Below are 16,016 nucleotides of genomic sequence, written 5' to 3'. Positions count from 1 at the left end.
CTTTCGCACCTCAGTGTCAGTATCAGTCCAGGTGGTCGCCTTCGCCACTGGTGTTCCTTCCTATATCTACGCATTTCACCGCTACACAGGAAATTCCACCACCCTCTACCATACTCTAGCTCGCCAGTTTTGGATGCAGTTCCCAGGTTGAGCCCGGGGCTTTCACATCCAACTTAACGAACCACCTACGCGCGCTTTACGCCCAGTAATTCCGATTAACGCTTGCACCCTCTGTATTACCGCGGCTGCTGGCACAGAGTTAGCCGGTGCTTATTCTGTCGGTAACGTCAAAACAGCAAGGTATTAACTTACTGCCCTTCCTCCCAACTTAAAGTGCTTTACAATCCGAAGACCTTCTTCACACACGCGGCATGGCTGGATCAGGCTTTCGCCCATTGTCCAATATTCCCCACTGCTGCCTCCCGTAGGAGTCTGGACCGTGTCTCAGTTCCAGTGTGACTGATCATCCTCTCAGACCAGTTACGGATCGTCGCCTTGGTGAGCCATTACCTCACCAACTAGCTAATCCGACCTAGGCTCATCTGATAGCGCAAGGCCCTAAGGTCCCCTGCTTTCTCCCGTAGGACGTATGCGGTATTAGCGTTCCTTTCGAAACGTTGTCCCCCACTACCAGGCAGATTCCTAGGCATTACTCACCCGTCCGCCGCTGAATCAAGGAGCAAGCTCCCGTCATCCGCTCGACTTGCATGTGTTAGGCCTGCCGCCAGCGTTCAATCTGAGCCATGATCAAACTCTTCAGTTCAATACTGCTTGGGTTTTTAAGAAACCCTAAACTTGGCTCAGCAATCTCAAATGACTATGTGATTTCTCGCATGGCCACTTGTGATGCTGATAATCTTGGCGACTATCAGTCCGTACTCACAAGCACCCACACGAATTGCTTGATTCGATTTGTTAAAGAGCGTTTGGTTAAGAGCCTTTCGTCTCAACCGAGGCGCGCATTCTACGCTTTCCTCATTTACTGTCAAGCGTTTATTTTGAAGTTTTTTCCGAGAAACTCGTTTAGCTTCAAACACTTGACTCGCTGCGATCTCTCGTAGCGGGAGGCGAATCATACAGCACTCAAAGATGCTGTCAACTGCCTTTTTCACCGCTGCCGATCAGGTGATCGAAGCCCTTCATGCCTCACCGAACTCGCTTAACTCCTTGATTAGCAAGGAGTTTTGCGTTCCGTTTGCTGCGGAAGTGGGGCGCATTATAAGGGGATCTGAGAGAGCGTCAACCTTTTATTTCAAGAATCTTTCAGATCGCTGAAAACACAGCGGGGAGGCCTGTCGGCCTCCCCGCTTCTATATATAGCTGCACCATCAGGTGATCACTCAGCCTTCAGCGTAACCCGCCCAAACGACTTCTTGCCCGCCTGGCACACATGGGTAGTACCCAGCGCAAACATGAAGCCCTTGTCGATGACTGCACCATCAACCTTGACCGCACCACTGCCTAGCAGATCCCGCGCCTGCGCCGAGTTCTTCACCAGGCCCGCACGATTGAGCACCGCCGCGATCGGCAGGGCCTCAGCCGCAACCACCTCGATCTCCGGAAGATCTTCCGGCAGCTCGCCATCCTTCATGCGGTTGCCGGCAGCGCGGTGAGCGTTCGCCGCAGCCTCTTCACCATGGAAACGCGCCACGATCTCTTCGGCCAGCTTGATCTTGATGTCACGAGGGTTCGCGCCCTTCTCGACATCGGCACGAAACTGATCGATTTCCTCCATCGAGCGGAAGCTCAGCAGCTCGAAGTAACGCCACATCAGCGTATCCGGAATCGACACCAACTTGCTGTACATCACGCCAGGCGCTTCCTGGATACCCACATAATTGCCCAGCGACTTGGACATCTTCTTCACGCCATCGAGCCCTTCCAGCAACGGCATGGTCACGATGTTCTGAGCTTCCTGACCATAGGCGCGCTGCAGCTCACGCCCCATCAACAGGTTGAACTTCTGGTCGGTACCACCCAGCTCGACATCAGCCTTGAGCGCAACCGAGTCGTAACCCTGCACCAGCGGATAGAGGAACTCATGGATGGCGATCGGCTGCTGGCTGGTGTAGCGCTTGTCGAAGTCGTCACGTTCGAGCATGCGCGCGACGGTGTACTGGGACGCCAGGCGAATGAAGTCGGCCGGGGTCAGCGTATCCATCCAGGTGGAGTTGAACGCCACCTCGGTCTTGGCCGGGTCGAGAATCTTGAACACTTGCTGTTTATAGGTTTCGGCGTTGTCCAGAACCTGCTCACGGGTCAGCGGCGGGCGCGTGGCACTTTTGCCGCTCGGGTCACCGATCATGCCGGTGAAGTCACCGATCAGGAAGATCACCTGATGCCCCAGCTCCTGGAACTGCCGCAGCTTGTTGATCAGTACGGTATGGCCCAGATGCAGATCAGGAGCCGTTGGGTCGAAGCCAGCCTTGATACGCAGCGGCTGGCCGCGCTTGAGCTTCTCCACCAGTTCCGACTCGACCAACACCTCTTCCGCACCGCGCTTGATAAGCGCCAGCTGCTCTTCAACCGACTTCATAGACAGACCCGCAAGGCTCAGATTCAAAGGGGACCAACCATACAAGATCGGCCGTCAAATACAAGTTTCGCAAAGGAATGTGACCCGAGAGGCGCCTTGCGGCGTCTACGCGCCCTTGCGCGAAAATGGATTTGGTTATATTTTATACAGTTATTTCATCTTCATCATGTCATTCATCTTTTTCAGCGTATTCAGTCACCTTTTTCATTCACTTTTTCAAAGTCACCTTATCTATGACCAACGACACGCCTAAAGCGCCCCCGCTTTATCCGAAAAGCCATCTGTTGGCCGCCAGCGGCATCGCCGCCCTGCTCAGCCTGGCCTTGCTGGTATTTCCCTCCAGCGACGTAGAAGCGAAGAAGACCACCCTCAGCCTCGAGCTCGAAACCCCGGCCGAGCAACTCAAGGACGAATCCAAGGCCGCACCGCTGGTGCAGTCCACCGAATCCACCGGCTCGCCCTTCGCCCAGATCGAAGGGGATGAACCCGCTACAGAACAGGCCGCCGAGCAACCGCAACCCGTCGCACAGGAAAAGGCGCAAGACAAGGCTCCCGGCCATCGCGAAGTCGTGGTCGCCCGTGGCGACACCCTCTCCACGCTGTTCGCCAAAGTGGGCCTGCCTGCCAACGTCGTGCATGACGTGCTGGCCAGCGACAAGCAAGCCAAACAGTTCAGCCAGCTTAAACACGGCCAGGTGCTGCAGTTCGAGCTGGACAAGGACGGCCAACTGGCCAGCTTGCACAGCCAGGTCAGCAACCTCGAAAGCATCCGCCTGAACAAGACCGACAAGGGTTACGCGTTCGAGCGCGAAATCACCAAGCCCCTGGTGCGAACCGCCTACGCCCATGGCGTCATCAAGAGTTCGCTCTCGGCCTCGGCCCAACGTGCCGGCCTTTCCCACAGCCTGACCATGGATATGGCCCGCGTGCTGGGCTACGACATCGACTTCGCCCAGGACATCCGCCCTGGCGACGAATTCGACGTGGTCTACGAACAGAAGGTCATGGATGGCAAGGTGATCGGCACCGGCAACATCCTCTCGGCGCGTTTCACCAACCGCGGCAAGACCTACACCGCCGTGCGCTACACCAACAAGCAGGGCAATACCAGCTACTACACCGCTGACGGCAACAGCCTGCGCAAGGCGTTCATCCGCACACCGGTAGACTTCGCCCGCATCAGCTCGCGCTTCTCCGCCGGACGCAAGCACCCGATCCTGAACAAGATTCGCGCCCACAAGGGTGTCGACTATGCAGCGCCCCGCGGCACGCCAATCAAGGCAGCCGGGGATGGCCGCATCGAGCTGGCTGGTCGCCGTGGCGGCTACGGCAACACCGTGATCATCGCCCACGGCAACACCTACAAGACCCTGTATGGCCACATGCAAGGCTTCGCCAAAGGCATCAAGACCGGCAGCAACGTCAAACAGGGCCAGATCATCGGCTATATCGGCACCACCGGTCTCTCCACTGGCCCACACCTGCACTACGAGTTCCAGGTCAACGGCGTCCATGTCGACCCGCTGAGCCAGAAGGTGCCGATGGCCGATCCGATCGCCAAGGCCGAGCGCCAGCGCTTCATGCAGCAAAGCCAACCCCTGATCGCTCGCATGGATCAGGAAAAGGCCACGCTGCTCGCCGCCAACAAGCGCTGATTCATGGCGTTCTACCTGGGGGTGATGTCCGGCACCAGCCTTGACGGCCTGGACATTGCCCTGATCGAACAAGGCGAGCAGCCCCGGTTGCTCGCCACCCGCTACCTGCCCATGCCCTCCGACCTTCGCCAGGACCTGCTGAGCCTCTGCGCCAGCGGCCCTGACGAGATCGCACGGGCAGCGCTGGCCGAGAACCGCTGGGCTGGCCTTGCTGCAGAAGGCACCCGGCAATTGCTGGCCGAGCAGAAACTCGAGCCCAGCGCCATCCGCGCCATCGGCAGCCACGGCCAGACCATCCGCCACGAACCGGCCCGAGGCTTCACCGTGCAGATCGGTAATCCGGCCTTGCTCGCCGAATTGACCGGCATCTGCGTGGTAGGTGATTTCCGTCGACGCGACGTGGCTGCAGGTGGCCAGGGCGCACCGCTGGTCCCGGCCTTCCACGAAGCCCTGTTCGGCCATCTGGGACAGCGCCTGGCCGTACTCAACGTCGGCGGCTTCAGCAACCTGAGCCTAATTGCCCAGGACACTCCGGTACATGGCTTCGACTGCGGTCCGGGCAATGTGCTGCTGGATGCATGGATCGAGCGCAAGCGCGGCCAGACCTTCGACGCCGATGGCGCATGGGCGGCGAGTGGCAAGGTGCAGGACCAATTGCTGGCGGCACTGCTGAGCGACCCGTTCTTTGCCGGCAACGGCCCCAAGAGCACCGGGCGCGAGGTATTCAACCTGCCCTGGCTCGATTCCCACCTGGCAACGTTGCCGCACTACCGCGACGAAGACGTTCAGGCCACGCTGCTGGAGCTGACTGCACGCAGCATCACCGATGCCTTGCGCAATGCCCAGCAGGATACCGAGGCCCTGATGGTCTGCGGCGGTGGCGCGCGCAATGGCACCCTGATGAACCGGCTGGCCGCCTTGCTGCCTGCCGCGAAAGTGACCAGCACCAGCGCCCAAGGTGTCGATCCGGACTGGGTCGAGGCAATGGCATTCGCATGGCTGGCTCATTGCTGCCTCGAAGGCATTCCGGCTAACCGCCCAAGTGTCACGGCTGCCAGAGGGCTACGAGTACTGGGTGCGATCTACCCAGCCTGAACGACAGAAACGAAAACGCCGCGCAATTGCGCGGCGTTTTCGTTCAAGCGCGACTCAGATCGAAAACGACGAACCGCACCCGCAGGTGGTAGCGGCGTTCGGGTTCTTGATCACGAAGCGCGAGCCTTCCAGGCCTTCCTGGTAGTCCACTTCGGCGCCCGCCAGATACTGGAAGCTCATCGGGTCAACGACCAGCGAAACGCCTTCGCGCTCGACAATGGTGTCATCCTCGGCAACGTCCTCATCGAAGGTGAAGCCGTACTGGAAACCCGAGCAGCCGCCGCCTGTGACGAACACACGCAGCTTGAGGCGATCATTGCCTTCTTCGGATACCAGGGTCTTCACCTTGTGCGCAGCCCCTTGGGTAAACTCCAAAGCGGTGGGGGTGAAGGTTTCAACGCTCATGTTGGTTCTCCCGGCGTAAGCCGCCATAAAACTCGATGACGCGCATTATCCGCTTCTCCGAGAAAATTGGTCAAGAATTGTGCGGCTTTGGTCGACACAAACGAAAAGGCCCGCACGAGGCGGGCCTATTCACCTGCTCTACGATTAAGGCAGCAGGCCAGCGTGGGACAGGCCCATGCGCTCATCCAGCCCGAACAGGATGTTCAGGTTCTGCACCGCCTGGCCGGACGCGCCCTTGACCAGGTTGTCGATCACCGACAGCACCACCACCAGATCACCACCCTGCGGGCGATGGACGGCGATACGGCAGACGTTGGCGCCACGCACGCTGCGGGTCTCAGGGTGGCTACCGGCCGGCATCACGTCGACGAACGGCTCGTTCGCATAGCGTTTCTCGAACAGCGCCTGCAGGTCGACCGAGGTGTCGACAACATTCGCGTAGAGGGTGGCATGAATACCGCGAATCATCGGAGTCAGGTGAGGCACGAAGGTCAGACCAATATCCTTGCCCGCTGCCAGGCGCAGGCCCTGGCTGATTTCCGGCAGGTGGCGGTGCCCTTTGACTGCATAGGCCTTCATGCTTTCGCCGGCCTCGCAGAACAGCGAGCCCACTGCAGCACCGCGGCCTGCGCCACTGACACCGGACTTGCAGTCGGCAATCAGGCGCGACGGATCGGCCAGACCCGCTTCGAGCAGTGGCAGGAAACCAAGCTGGGTCGCGGTCGGGTAGCAACCCGGCACGGCGATCAGGCGCGCCTGGCGGATCTTCTCGCGGTTCACTTCAGGCAGGCCGTAAACGGCATCCTTGAGCAGTTCCGGCGCGCCATGCGGCTGGCCGTACCACTTGCCCCACTCGACGGCGTCCTGCAGACGGAAGTCGGCAGACAGGTCGATGACTTTGGTCCCGGCAGCCAGCAACTCACCGGCCAGGGCATGGGCAACGCCATGCGGTGTGGCGAAGAACACCACGTCACAGGCGCCGAGCGTCTTGCTGTCCGGGACGCTGAACTGCAAACCGTCATAGTGGCCGCGCAGGTTCGGGTACATGTCGGCCACCGCGACACCCGCCTCGGAGCGCGATGTGATGACCGCTACCTCGGCCTGTGGGTGCTGTGCCAGTAGGCGCAACAGTTCGACACCGGTGTAACCCGTGCCGCCGACGATACCGACCTTGATCATAACGCTTGCCCCTCATCAACGAGACCACTGGAAAGCGCACGATAATAGGGTTACGTGACGCCTGTAACAACTCTTGGGTACCCCTTCGTAGCGCCGGACCACTACTATCTGACCACCGTGAAAACCTGAAGGAACTCCCCCATGCTCTATCTCTGGATCAAGGCGCTGCATATCGTCAGCGTGGTCTGCTGGTTCGCCGGTCTGTTCTACCTGCCGCGCCTGTTCGTCTACCACGCCCAGAGCCAGGACAGCGTCAGCCAGGAACGCTTCGTCATCATGGAGCGCAAGCTGTACCGCGGCATCATGAACCCGGCAATGATCGCCACCTACGTGTTCGGTATCTGGATGCTCTACCTCACGCCCGGCTGGCTGAGCCAGGGCTGGCTGCACGCCAAGCTGACCCTGGTGATCCTGCTGACCGGCTACCATCACGTATGCGGCGCACAGCGCAAACGCTTCGCCGCCGGGCAGAACACCCGCAGCCATGTGTACTACCGCTGGTTCAACGAAGTACCGGTATTGATCCTGCTGGCTGTCGTAATTCTGGTGGTGGTCAAACCGTTCTGAGCATACCCCCTGAGCAAAGGAGCCTTGCCATGTCCCTGCCCGCAACACTTGAACACCGTCTGCGACTGCCCGTGGTTGCCGCGCCGATGTTCCTGATTTCCAACCCGCAGCTGGTCCTGGCTTGCTGCGCCAACGGTGTGGTGGGCAGTTTTCCGGCGTTGAACCAGCGCGACAGTGCCGGCTTCAAGGCCTGGCTGGAGGAGATCGAGGCAGGGCTCGCGCAGTTGCATGCGCCCGCGCCTTATGCCGTCAACCTCATCGTGCACCCAAGCAACCCGCGCCTGCAGGCCGATCTCGCCCTGTGCGTGGAGCACCAGGTTCCCATCGTGATCACCAGCCTGGGCGCGGTGAAGGAGGTAGTGGACGCAGTGCACGGCTATGGCGGTCTGGTGTTCCACGATGTCACCACCCGTCGTCACGCCGAGAAAGCCGCCGAAGCCGGCGTTGATGGCCTGATCGCCGTGGCTGCGGGCGCCGGCGGTCATGCCGGGACCTGGAGCCCGTTCGCCCTGGTCGCGGAGATCCGTCAGTTCTTCGACAAGACCCTGCTGCTGGCCGGTTGCATCAACCACGGTCACGAAATCCTCGCAGCACGTCTTCTAGGCGCCGATCTGGCGTACATGGGCACACGCTTCATCGCCACCCGCGAGAGCCAAGCCCAGGACGCCTACAAAAAAATGCTGCTCGATGCCCATGCTGCCGACATCGTCCACACCCCGGCGGTGTCGGGTGTGCCGGCCAGCTTCCTGCGCCAGAGCCTGGAGCATGCCGGTTACGACATGGCCGCGCTCAAGCACAACCCGGGCGAGGTCAAGCTCAAACCGCTGGATGAAGAAGCCAAGGCTTGGAAAACCGTATGGTCGGCTGGCCAGGGCGCGGGCGGTATCCATGACCTACCCGATACGGCAGCGCTGATCGAGCGCCTGCGTGACGAATACCAGGCCGCGCAACTTCGCAGCGCTGAACTGGCACGCTGAAGCCCCTGCAAAAGACCACAACCGCCCCAGCCAAGCTGTACACTAGGCGCCCTCTTCCGCCCCCAGGAGCCTTGCATGACCCGTTACGCCATGATCACCGGAGCTTCCAGCGGCCTGGGCCTGGCCCTGGCGGAGGCCCTGGCGCGGCGCGGGCGCAACCTGATCCTGGTGGCACGCCACCGTGAAACCCTTGAGCCGATCGCGATCGAGCTGACCCAGCGCTTCGGTGTCGAGGTTCTGCTGCGCGCCTGCGATCTTAGCCAGCCTTTGCGCCTGTCGGGGTTCGTACTTGAGCTGGAGGAGGGCGAGCGACGCATCGACCTGCTGGTCAACTGTGCCGGCCAGCGCACCTATGGGCCCTTCCTGGCCCATGAGTGGGCCGACGAACAAGACCTGCTGGAGGTCAATATCCTCGCCCTGACCCGGCTGTGCCACGCGATCGGCAACCTGATGGCAGTGCACGGTGGCGGCCAGATCCTCAACGTGGCCTCACTGGCCAGCGCCGCGCCAGGCCCGTGGATGGCGTGCTACAGCGCCAGCAAGGCCTATGTATTGAGTTTCTCGGAAGCCCTGCGCGAAGAACTGCGTCGTACCGGGATCAAGGTGTCGGTGTTGTGCCCGGGCCCGATCCGCTCGGCAAAACGACACATCCCGCGACTGCAGGGCAGTTCGCGCTGCCTGAGCGCCGAAGAAGTGGCGCTCTACACAGTGCGTGCGCTGGACAAGAACCGCGCCCTGATCATGCCGGGCCGACGCAATCGCTGGCTGGCCTTCGCCCCGCGCCTTCTGCCGCGCTGGGTGAGCCGCAAGCTGGCGGGCGTGATCCATCGTCGCTACTGCCCGATCGGCGCCGAGTAACCTCTGTCCGAGCAGCGCTTCGCTGAGTACACTGCGCTTCGACCCTCACCAAGGAGCAAGTGACGTGGACGATCTATTCCTCAAGATCATCAACCGGGAAATCCCGGCGGATATCATCTACGAAGATGACCAGATCCTGGCCTTCAAGGATATCGCCCCTGCGGCGCCGGTACATTTTCTGGTCATCCCGAAAAAGCACATCCCGACCCTCAACCACCTGACCGAAGAGGACAAGGCACTGGCTGGCCACATCCTGTTCACCGCCCAGCGCCTGGCCGTCGAACAGGGCTGCGAGGAAGGTTTCCGCGTGGTCATGAATTGCAACCCCAAGGGTGGGCAGACGGTCTATCACATCCACATGCACGTGCTCGGCCAGCGTCAGATGAACTGGCCACCGGGCTGACCCAAGGCAATCCCATCCGGCATGATTGAGTTAAACTGTCGGGCATCACTTTAGTGGAGGTGCCCGATGGCTACCGAACGTCACTATTCACCGCTCGACCGCTTGTTGCTGCAGGCTGACACCGCCATGCGCACCTTGCTGCCCTTCAGCGGCCAACCTTCCCGTCCCTCGCCCGCGATCATCCAGCCGGATGCCGAGCTGGACGAGTCCCAGACCCGCCATATCGCCGGCCTGATGCGCATCAACCATACCGGTGAAGTCTGCGCCCAGGCGCTCTACCAAGGCCAGGCACTGACCGCCAAGCTACCGCAGGTACGCAAGGCCATGGAACATGCCGCCGAGGAAGAAATCGACCACTTGGCCTGGTGCGAGCAGCGTATCCGCCAGCTGGGCAGTCATCCGAGTGTGCTCAACCCGCTGTTCTATGGCATGTCGTTCGGCATCGGTGCCCTCGCCGGCCTGGTCAGCGACAAGGTCAGCCTGGGCTTCGTCGCCGCCACCGAGCATCAGGTCTGCAAGCACTTGGACGAGCACCTCGAACAGATCCCCGAGGAAGACGAAAAATCCCGCGCCATTCTCGAGCAGATGCGCGTCGATGAAGAGCAACACGCCGAATCCGCACTGGAAGCAGGCGGCTACCGCTTCCCTGCCCCGGTGCGTTTCGGCATGAGCCTGCTGGCCAAGGTGATGACCAAGAGCACCTACCGAATCTAGGACGAGCCGATGACCGAGCGCTTCGATGCCAAGGACCTGGCCAGCGCCGTAAGCGCCGGCATTCTCCAGCCAGGACAGGATCGGGCGCTGCTCGAGTTCCTGCGCCAGCAACCGCAACAACAGGGCCGGTTCCAGCTGGCCCATGTCGCTTTCTACTTCGGCGCCCTGCTGATCATGGCCGCCATGGGCTGGTTGCTCACCGAAGCCTGGATGCGCATTGGTGATACAGCACTGCTGACCGTCGCCCTCCTCTATATCGCCGCGCTTACCCTGTTCGCCCTGTCACTCCAGCGCCGTGGACAGGCCATTGCTGCTGGCGTTCTGGCTGCGGTGGCCGTGAGCATCGTGCCATTGGCAGTCTTCGCCATCGAGCGCCTGCTCGGCTGGTGGCCGCTGGATGATCTGCAGTTCGACTACCACCAGTACTACACCTACGTACAGGGCGGTTGGCTGCTGATGGAAGCGGCAACCGTCGTCGCCGGGCTGGCGATGCTGCGCCTGGTGCCTTTCCCCTTCATCGTGATGCCAATTGCCGTGGCCTTGTGGTTCATGTCCATGGACCTCAGCGAATGGTTCTACGGCGAAGTGTTCAGTTGGGAGCAGCGCCAGAAGGTCTCGGTGTGGTTCGGCCTGCTGTTGCTGGCCGTGTTCCTGGCTGTCGATGGTCGCACGCGCCGCGATTACGCCTACTGGGGCTATCTGGCAGGGCTTCTGGCATTCTGGGGCGGGTTGACTTCGATGAACAGCGACAGTGAGCTGGGCAAGGCGCTCTATTGTCTGATCAACCTTGGCCTGATGGGATGTGCAGTGCTGCTGCGCCGACCGATGTTCATGGTATTCGGCGCCATGGGCGTGGCGGCGTACCTGGGCTACCTGTCGTATGACGTGTTCGCCGAGTCGTTGCTGTTCCCGGTAGTGATCACACTGATCGGGCTTGGCGTGATCGGCCTTGGGTTGGCTTACCAGAAACGCCGCGAGCACCTGACCCAGTCGTTGCGGGCAAAGCTGCCGCAATGGTTGCTCGACGCGTTACCGGCCCTGCGCGACTGAAAAGGGGCCGCCAGGCGGCCCCACCACTTCAACCCAGCTCTACGATCTCGTAGCCATGGGTGATCTCCACACCCGCACGATCGAGCATGATCGATGCCGAGCAATACTTCTCGGCCGACAGCTCAACCGCTCGCTTGACCTGCGCCTCTTTGAGGCCACGGCCCTTGACCACGAAGTTCAGGTGGATTTTGGTGAATACCTTCGGATCTTCGCTGGCGCGCTCAGCCTCCAGAAAAGCTTCGCAGCTTTCCACCGCCTGTCGGGATTTCTTCAGGATGCTGACCACATCGAAACTGCTGCAGCCACCCAGGCCGAGCAGCAGCATCTCCATCGGGCGTACGCCCAGGTTACGACCGCCAGCCTCGGGAGGACCGTCCATGACCACGACATGCCCACTCCCCGACTCACCGAGGAACATGGCCTCACCGGCCCACTGGATGCGTGCCTTCATCTATCCGGACTCCTGATTTCGTAAAAGGTCGTCAGCTTAGACCTTGTAGCGCTGTCGGAAAAGCTCAAGACGTTGGGGTTTCATGCCGATAAAGCCGAAGTGTCTGATAAGCTGACGCCAAATCACTGGCGCCCGCCGTCAGAAACCTCCTACAAAAATGCCTCTGCGTCGCTCGAACAGGATTTTCGTGATGGTAGCCTCAGCACTCCCTGCCAAGATCAAGAATATCGACAAGCTGCTGGTGCACTGCCAACGCCGCCGCTATGCCGCCAAGAGCAACATCATCTGCGCCGGCGACCGGGCCGAGACGCTGTCGTTCATCGTCAAGGGATCGGTGACCATCCTGATCGAGGACGACGAAGGTCATGAGATGATCATCGCCTACCTCAACAATGGTGACTTCTTCGGTGAACTGGGGTTGTTCGAACCAGCGGGCCCCGAACAGCAGCGCAGCGCCTGGGTACGGGCCAAGACCGAGTGCGAAGTGGCCGAGATCAGCTACGACAAGTTCCGCGAGCTGGCCCGTCACGATCCGGACATTCTCTACGCCCTTGGCAGCCAGATGGCCCAGCGCCTGCGCAACACTACGCGCAAGGTCGGAGACCTGGCCTTCTTCGACGTCACCGGCCGCGTCGCCCGTTGTCTGCTCGACCTGTGCAAGCAGCCAGATGCCATGACCCACCCCGACGGCATGCAGATCAAGATCACCCGTCAGGAGATCGGGCGGATCGTCGGCTGTTCGCGCGAGATGGTCGGCCGGGTGCTCAAGGATCTTGAAGAACGTAGCCTGGTGCAGGTCAAGGGCAAGACCATGGTGGTCTACGGCACCCGTTAATCCTTGGGCAGCGCCGCGATCACCTCGGCGTAGGCTTGGGACAGCCGTTCGAACCAAGGGGCTGCGGGCACCACTTCATGCAAGGCAATATGGCTGTCGGCGCGGCAACGTTGCTCAAGCCCACAGCAGTCGTTGAAGCGGTTGACCGCCGCCACCATCGACTCGCGCTCGTTGTCCAGCAGCAGCGCGCCATGCACCAGCACCACCGGGCGCTTGCCGCCCAGCCCCTGGCGCCAGCGCTGGGCAGTGCCGACCAGCTTGCGGCCGTTGAGATTGACGTTGTAGCGCCCATCGCAGAACGCACCGTCGATCTCCCCGACCGACGCCACACCACCCCATTCGCGCAAGACATCGCACAGCGGCAGGCACAGGCGCTCGTAAGCGTTCTCGATACGCCCGTGGTCACCTTCGCTGCGCGGTGCGACGTAGACCAGCGCCACGTTCACCGTCGAATGGGACTGCGGCACCGGCTCTCCACCGGTTTCACGCAGCAACACCGGCCAGCCAGCGATCGCCAGCTCGGCACAGGCGGCTTCGAAGTTGTCGAGACGACTCATTCGTCGCGGCATGACCAGAGCATGATCGGTGGGGCGCCAGAACAGCACGCCGGACTCACGCTCGCCACGGCAGACGGCGGCGAGCAGCTCCTGTTCGGCATGCAGGCCCTGTTCGACGGTGAGGGCCAGGGGTTGATCGGTCATTGATCCACCTTGGAAATCTGGTTCACTGGCCCACGAAAGGGCCAGAACAGTCATACAAAAAAGCCGGCATCAAGCCGGCTTCGTTTTTTGATCAGTCCAGAGGCTGAACAGTCTTCTTCACCTGATCCGGGAAGAACAGCCTCTGCAGCTCCAACCCCGGCTGCTCGGCGCGCATGAAGGCTTCGCCCACCAGGAACGAATACACCTCGTTGATTTCCATCAGCTCCACGTCGGCGCGGTTGAGGATACCGCTCTCGGTGACCGCCAGGCGGTCACGCGGAATGCGCGGCAGCAAGTCGAGGGTGGTGTCCAGGCTGACCTCGAAGGTGTGCAGATTGCGGTTGTTGACCCCCACCAGCGGCGTGTCGAGGGTTTTCAGCGCACGCTCGAGCTCATCGCCATCGTGTACCTCCACCAGCACGTCGAGACCGACATCCTTGGCGGTGGCGGCCAGCTCGGCCATCTTCACATCGTCCAGTGCCGAGACGATCAGCAGCACGCAGTCGGCGCCCAGGGCGCGGGCTTCGACGATCTGGTAGGGATCGACCATGAAGTCCTTGCGGATCACCGGCAACGACACGGCAGCACGGGCCTGTTGCAGATACTCGTCAGCGCCCTGGAAGTAATCCACGTCGGTGAGTACCGACAGGCAGGTGGCGCCGCCCTTCTCGTAGCTCACCGCGATTTCGGCAGGCACGAAGTGCTCGCGGATCACGCCCTTGCTCGGCGAGGCCCTCTTGATCTCAGCGATGACCGCAGGCTGCTTGCGCTTGGCCTGTTCGATCAAGGCGTTGGCGAAGCCGCGGGGAGCATCGGCGCCCTTGGCCAGACGCTCCAGTTCGGCGAGGCTCACGCGCGCGCTGCGCTCGGCCACTTCCTGAAACTTGCGGGCGATGATCCTTTCCAGCACCGTCGGTACGCTCATGCTCCGTTCTCCTGCTTGAATACCGCGGTAAAGGCGCCCAGCTCCTGGAGTTTTTCCCAGGCAAGGCCGGTGTGCAGCACATCGTGGGCGAGTTCGACGCCCGACTTCAGGCTCATCGCATGGTCGGCGGCATACAGCGCGGCGCCAGCGTTGAGCACGATCATTTCGGCAGCTTTCTGGCCGTTTTCGGTCTTGCGTCGGCCCAGGGCGTCACGAATCAGCGCCAGCGAAGCCTGTGGGTCCTCGACCGCCAGGCCATGCAGGCTCTGGCTCTTCATGCCAAGGTCTTCCGGTTCGACCCAGTATTCGGTGATCTCACCGTTCTTCAATTCCGCGACGAAGGTCGGCGCGGCCAGGCTGAATTCGTCCAGGCCATCCTTGGAGTGCACCACCAGCACATGCTTGCTGCCCAGCCGCTGTAGCACTTCGGCGAGAGGGCGGCACAGGGCCTGGGTGAATACACCAACCACCTGGTGCTTCACACCGGCCGGATTCGTAAGCGGGCCGAGCATGTTGAAGAGCGTGCGCAAGCCCAGGTCGCGGCGCGGGCCAGCAGCATGCTTCATCGCACTGTGGTGAGTCTGGGCGAACATGAAACCGATCCCCAGGCTATCGATGCAGCGGGCCACCTGCACTGGCGTAAGGTTCAGGTAGATACCGGCCGCCTCCAGCAGGTCGGCGCTGCCGCTCTTGCCGGACACCGCGCGGTTGCCGTGCTTGGCCACCGGGCAACCGGCCGCGGCGAGCACGAAGGCCGAAGCCGTGGAAACGTTGAAGATGTTGGCCCCGTCGCCGCCAGTGCCGACGATGTCGACCACGCCGTCGAGGCTCTTGAGCTCGACCTTGTCGGCCAGCTCACGCATGACCGAAACGGCGCCGACGATCTCGTCGATGCTCTCGCTCTTCATGCGCATGCCCATCAGAAAGGCGCCGATCTGCGCCTCGGTGCATTGTCCGGTCATGATCTGACGCATGACATCGCGCATTTCGTTTGTGGACAGGTCCAGGTGGCCGACGATGCGGCTCAGCGCGCTCTTGATATCCATGATCGATCCTTAGCGGCGGCCGCCGGTCTGCTTGAGGAAGTTGGCGAACAGCTCGTGGCCCTGCTCGGTGAGGATGGACTCGGGGTGGAACTGCACCCCTTCGATGTTCAAGGTCTTGTGGCGCAGGCCCATGATCTCGTCGACCGAACCGTCTGCATGGGCAGTCCAGGCGGTGACTTCGAGGCAGTCCGGCAGGGTTTCGCGCTTGACCACCAGCGAATGGTAGCGGGTCACGGTCAACGGGTTGTTCAGGCCGGCGAACACACCCAGGTCGCGGTGGAACACTGGGCTGGTCTTGCCGTGCATTACCTGGCGGGCACGCACCACGTCACCGCCATACGCCTGGCCGATGGACTGGTGGCCCAGGCACACACCGAGGATCGGCAGCTTGCCGGCAAAGTGCAGGATGGCCTCGATGGAAACGCCTGCCTCGCTGGGCGTGCAAGGGCCGGGCGAGACGACGATGCGCTCCGGGTTGAGGGCTTCGATCTGGGCGATGGTCAGTTCGTCGTTGCGAATGACCTTGACCTCGGCACCCAACTCGCCGAGGTACTGGACGACGTTGTAGGTGAAGGAGTCGTAATTGTCGATCATCAGTAACATCTGGGCTCAACCTCTT

At 61.4% G+C, this 16,016-nt stretch carries 17 protein-coding genes and 1 rRNA gene (1 of these 18 cut by a window edge); 9 read left to right on the top strand and 9 right to left on the bottom strand.

Going from position 1 to position 16,016, the window contains the following annotated elements; genetic code table 11:
• Positions 1–763, bottom strand: a 16S ribosomal RNA gene (locus ACTYOL_RS02340) (it extends 774 nt beyond the left edge of the window).
• A gap of 573 nt (positions 764–1,336) precedes the next feature.
• Positions 1,337–2,536 carry a tyrosine--tRNA ligase gene (tyrS, locus tag ACTYOL_RS02335; RefSeq protein ID WP_444757490.1) on the bottom strand — a complete coding sequence of 400 codons (1,200 nt, stop codon included), beginning with the start codon at positions 2,534–2,536 and terminating at the stop codon, positions 1,337–1,339.
• 233 nt (positions 2,537–2,769) lie between these two features.
• Here tyrS and ACTYOL_RS02330 point away from each other — a divergent pair, with 233 nt between their 5' ends.
• Together ACTYOL_RS02330 and ACTYOL_RS02325 are read left to right on the top strand one after the other, a co-directional pair.
• Entirely contained in the window at positions 2,770–4,191 is a 1,422-nt protein-coding gene (locus tag ACTYOL_RS02330; protein WP_063542466.1) for a peptidoglycan DD-metalloendopeptidase family protein, read from the top strand.
• 3 nt (positions 4,192–4,194) lie between these two features.
• Positions 4,195–5,286, top strand: a complete 1,092-nt coding sequence (locus ACTYOL_RS02325; RefSeq protein ID WP_197889818.1) for an anhydro-N-acetylmuramic acid kinase — start codon at positions 4,195–4,197, stop codon at positions 5,284–5,286.
• 54 nt (positions 5,287–5,340) lie between these two features.
• Here the strand turns inward: ACTYOL_RS02325 and erpA are convergent, their stop codons facing one another.
• The gene (erpA, locus tag ACTYOL_RS02320) at positions 5,341–5,691 is read right to left on the bottom strand and encodes an iron-sulfur cluster insertion protein ErpA (protein WP_029615063.1); all 351 of its coding nucleotides are present in this window, start codon (positions 5,689–5,691) and stop codon (positions 5,341–5,343) included.
• A 144-nt stretch (positions 5,692–5,835) separates the two neighbouring features.
• Entirely contained in the window at positions 5,836–6,870 is a 1,035-nt protein-coding gene (argC, locus tag ACTYOL_RS02315) for an N-acetyl-gamma-glutamyl-phosphate reductase (RefSeq protein ID WP_063542462.1), read from the bottom strand.
• Between the two features lie 141 nt (positions 6,871–7,011).
• Between argC and hemJ the strand changes: the two genes are divergently transcribed.
• From hemJ to ACTYOL_RS02285, 6 genes are all read left to right on the top strand, one after another.
• Positions 7,012–7,437: a protoporphyrinogen oxidase HemJ gene (gene hemJ, locus ACTYOL_RS02310; RefSeq protein WP_197889817.1), complete on the top strand. Its 426-nt coding sequence runs from the start codon at positions 7,012–7,014 to the stop codon at positions 7,435–7,437.
• 29 nt (positions 7,438–7,466) lie between these two features.
• Positions 7,467–8,414, top strand: a complete 948-nt coding sequence (locus tag ACTYOL_RS02305; RefSeq protein WP_444757489.1) for an NAD(P)H-dependent flavin oxidoreductase — start codon at positions 7,467–7,469, stop codon at positions 8,412–8,414.
• A 75-nt stretch (positions 8,415–8,489) separates the two neighbouring features.
• The gene (locus ACTYOL_RS02300; protein WP_197889816.1) at positions 8,490–9,272 is read left to right on the top strand and encodes an SDR family NAD(P)-dependent oxidoreductase; all 783 of its coding nucleotides are present in this window, start codon (positions 8,490–8,492) and stop codon (positions 9,270–9,272) included.
• 64 nt (positions 9,273–9,336) lie between these two features.
• Entirely contained in the window at positions 9,337–9,675 is a 339-nt protein-coding gene (locus ACTYOL_RS02295) for a histidine triad nucleotide-binding protein (RefSeq protein WP_151925239.1), read from the top strand.
• 66 nt (positions 9,676–9,741) lie between these two features.
• Positions 9,742–10,389 (top strand): 2-polyprenyl-3-methyl-6-methoxy-1,4-benzoquinone monooxygenase, encoded by a 648-nt coding sequence (coq7, locus tag ACTYOL_RS02290; protein ID WP_112897195.1) that lies wholly within the window; start codon positions 9,742–9,744, stop codon positions 10,387–10,389.
• 9 nt (positions 10,390–10,398) lie between these two features.
• Positions 10,399–11,439: a DUF2157 domain-containing protein gene (locus tag ACTYOL_RS02285; protein WP_444757488.1), complete on the top strand. Its 1,041-nt coding sequence runs from the start codon at positions 10,399–10,401 to the stop codon at positions 11,437–11,439.
• Positions 11,440–11,467: 28 nt separating this feature from the next.
• On the opposite strand, the gene ACTYOL_RS02280 is transcribed toward ACTYOL_RS02285, so the two are convergent.
• Complete coding sequence (locus tag ACTYOL_RS02280) at positions 11,468–11,890, bottom strand: OsmC family protein (protein ID WP_028689009.1); 423 nt, start codon at positions 11,888–11,890, stop codon at positions 11,468–11,470.
• 190 nt (positions 11,891–12,080) lie between these two features.
• On the opposite strand from ACTYOL_RS02280, the gene crp reads away from it, so the two are divergent.
• Entirely contained in the window at positions 12,081–12,725 is a 645-nt protein-coding gene (gene crp, locus ACTYOL_RS02275; protein WP_054925379.1) for a cAMP-activated global transcriptional regulator CRP, read from the top strand.
• Here crp and ACTYOL_RS02270 read toward each other — a convergent pair.
• The 4 genes from ACTYOL_RS02270 to ACTYOL_RS02255 all read right to left on the bottom strand — a co-directional run bounded on the left by ACTYOL_RS02270 (position 12,722) and on the right by ACTYOL_RS02255 (position 16,000).
• Complete coding sequence (locus ACTYOL_RS02270; RefSeq protein ID WP_063542450.1) at positions 12,722–13,426, bottom strand: lipoate--protein ligase family protein; 705 nt, start codon at positions 13,424–13,426, stop codon at positions 12,722–12,724. The two genes, crp and ACTYOL_RS02270, sit on opposite strands and share 4 nt — an antisense overlap.
• Positions 13,427–13,517: 91 nt before the next feature.
• Positions 13,518–14,351: an indole-3-glycerol phosphate synthase TrpC gene (trpC, locus tag ACTYOL_RS02265; protein WP_153772380.1), complete on the bottom strand. Its 834-nt coding sequence runs from the start codon at positions 14,349–14,351 to the stop codon at positions 13,518–13,520.
• Positions 14,348–15,397 (bottom strand): anthranilate phosphoribosyltransferase, encoded by a 1,050-nt coding sequence (trpD, locus tag ACTYOL_RS02260; RefSeq protein WP_444757487.1) that lies wholly within the window; start codon positions 15,395–15,397, stop codon positions 14,348–14,350. Before trpD ends, trpC begins: the two co-directional genes overlap by 4 nt.
• A gap of 9 nt (positions 15,398–15,406) precedes the next feature.
• Complete coding sequence (locus ACTYOL_RS02255; RefSeq protein ID WP_054892238.1) at positions 15,407–16,000, bottom strand: aminodeoxychorismate/anthranilate synthase component II; 594 nt, start codon at positions 15,998–16,000, stop codon at positions 15,407–15,409.
• Positions 16,001–16,016 lie beyond the last annotated feature (16 nt).

Origin of the sequence: Pseudomonas sp. A014 (assembly GCF_052378495.1) — a bacterium.
Lineage (GTDB): Bacteria > Pseudomonadota > Gammaproteobacteria > Pseudomonadales > Pseudomonadaceae > Aquipseudomonas > Aquipseudomonas machongensis.
Note: the sequence above shows the minus strand (reverse complement) of the source record. Positions and strands in the feature narration are given on the sequence as shown.

Coding starts and splice junctions, on each gene's coding strand:
- ACTYOL_RS02255 (WP_054892238.1), bottom strand. CDS start 16,000: ATGTTACTGATGATCGACAATTACGACTCCTTCACCTACAACGTCGTC.
- ACTYOL_RS02330 (WP_063542466.1), top strand. CDS start 2,770: ATGACCAACGACACGCCTAAAGCGCCCCCGCTTTATCCGAAAAGCCAT.
- coq7 (WP_112897195.1), top strand. CDS start 9,742: ATGGCTACCGAACGTCACTATTCACCGCTCGACCGCTTGTTGCTGCAG.
- ACTYOL_RS02280 (WP_028689009.1), bottom strand. CDS start 11,890: ATGAAGGCACGCATCCAGTGGGCCGGTGAGGCCATGTTCCTCGGTGAG.
- crp (WP_054925379.1), top strand. CDS start 12,081: ATGGTAGCCTCAGCACTCCCTGCCAAGATCAAGAATATCGACAAGCTG.
- ACTYOL_RS02325 (WP_197889818.1), top strand. CDS start 4,195: ATGGCGTTCTACCTGGGGGTGATGTCCGGCACCAGCCTTGACGGCCTG.
- trpD (WP_444757487.1), bottom strand. CDS start 15,397: ATGGATATCAAGAGCGCGCTGAGCCGCATCGTCGGCCACCTGGACCTG.
- ACTYOL_RS02285 (WP_444757488.1), top strand. CDS start 10,399: ATGACCGAGCGCTTCGATGCCAAGGACCTGGCCAGCGCCGTAAGCGCC.
- tyrS (WP_444757490.1), bottom strand. CDS start 2,536: ATGAAGTCGGTTGAAGAGCAGCTGGCGCTTATCAAGCGCGGTGCGGAA.
- ACTYOL_RS02300 (WP_197889816.1), top strand. CDS start 8,490: ATGACCCGTTACGCCATGATCACCGGAGCTTCCAGCGGCCTGGGCCTG.
- erpA (WP_029615063.1), bottom strand. CDS start 5,691: ATGAGCGTTGAAACCTTCACCCCCACCGCTTTGGAGTTTACCCAAGGG.
- hemJ (WP_197889817.1), top strand. CDS start 7,012: ATGCTCTATCTCTGGATCAAGGCGCTGCATATCGTCAGCGTGGTCTGC.
- ACTYOL_RS02305 (WP_444757489.1), top strand. CDS start 7,467: ATGTCCCTGCCCGCAACACTTGAACACCGTCTGCGACTGCCCGTGGTT.
- trpC (WP_153772380.1), bottom strand. CDS start 14,351: ATGAGCGTACCGACGGTGCTGGAAAGGATCATCGCCCGCAAGTTTCAG.
- ACTYOL_RS02270 (WP_063542450.1), bottom strand. CDS start 13,426: ATGACCGATCAACCCCTGGCCCTCACCGTCGAACAGGGCCTGCATGCC.
- argC (WP_063542462.1), bottom strand. CDS start 6,870: ATGATCAAGGTCGGTATCGTCGGCGGCACGGGTTACACCGGTGTCGAA.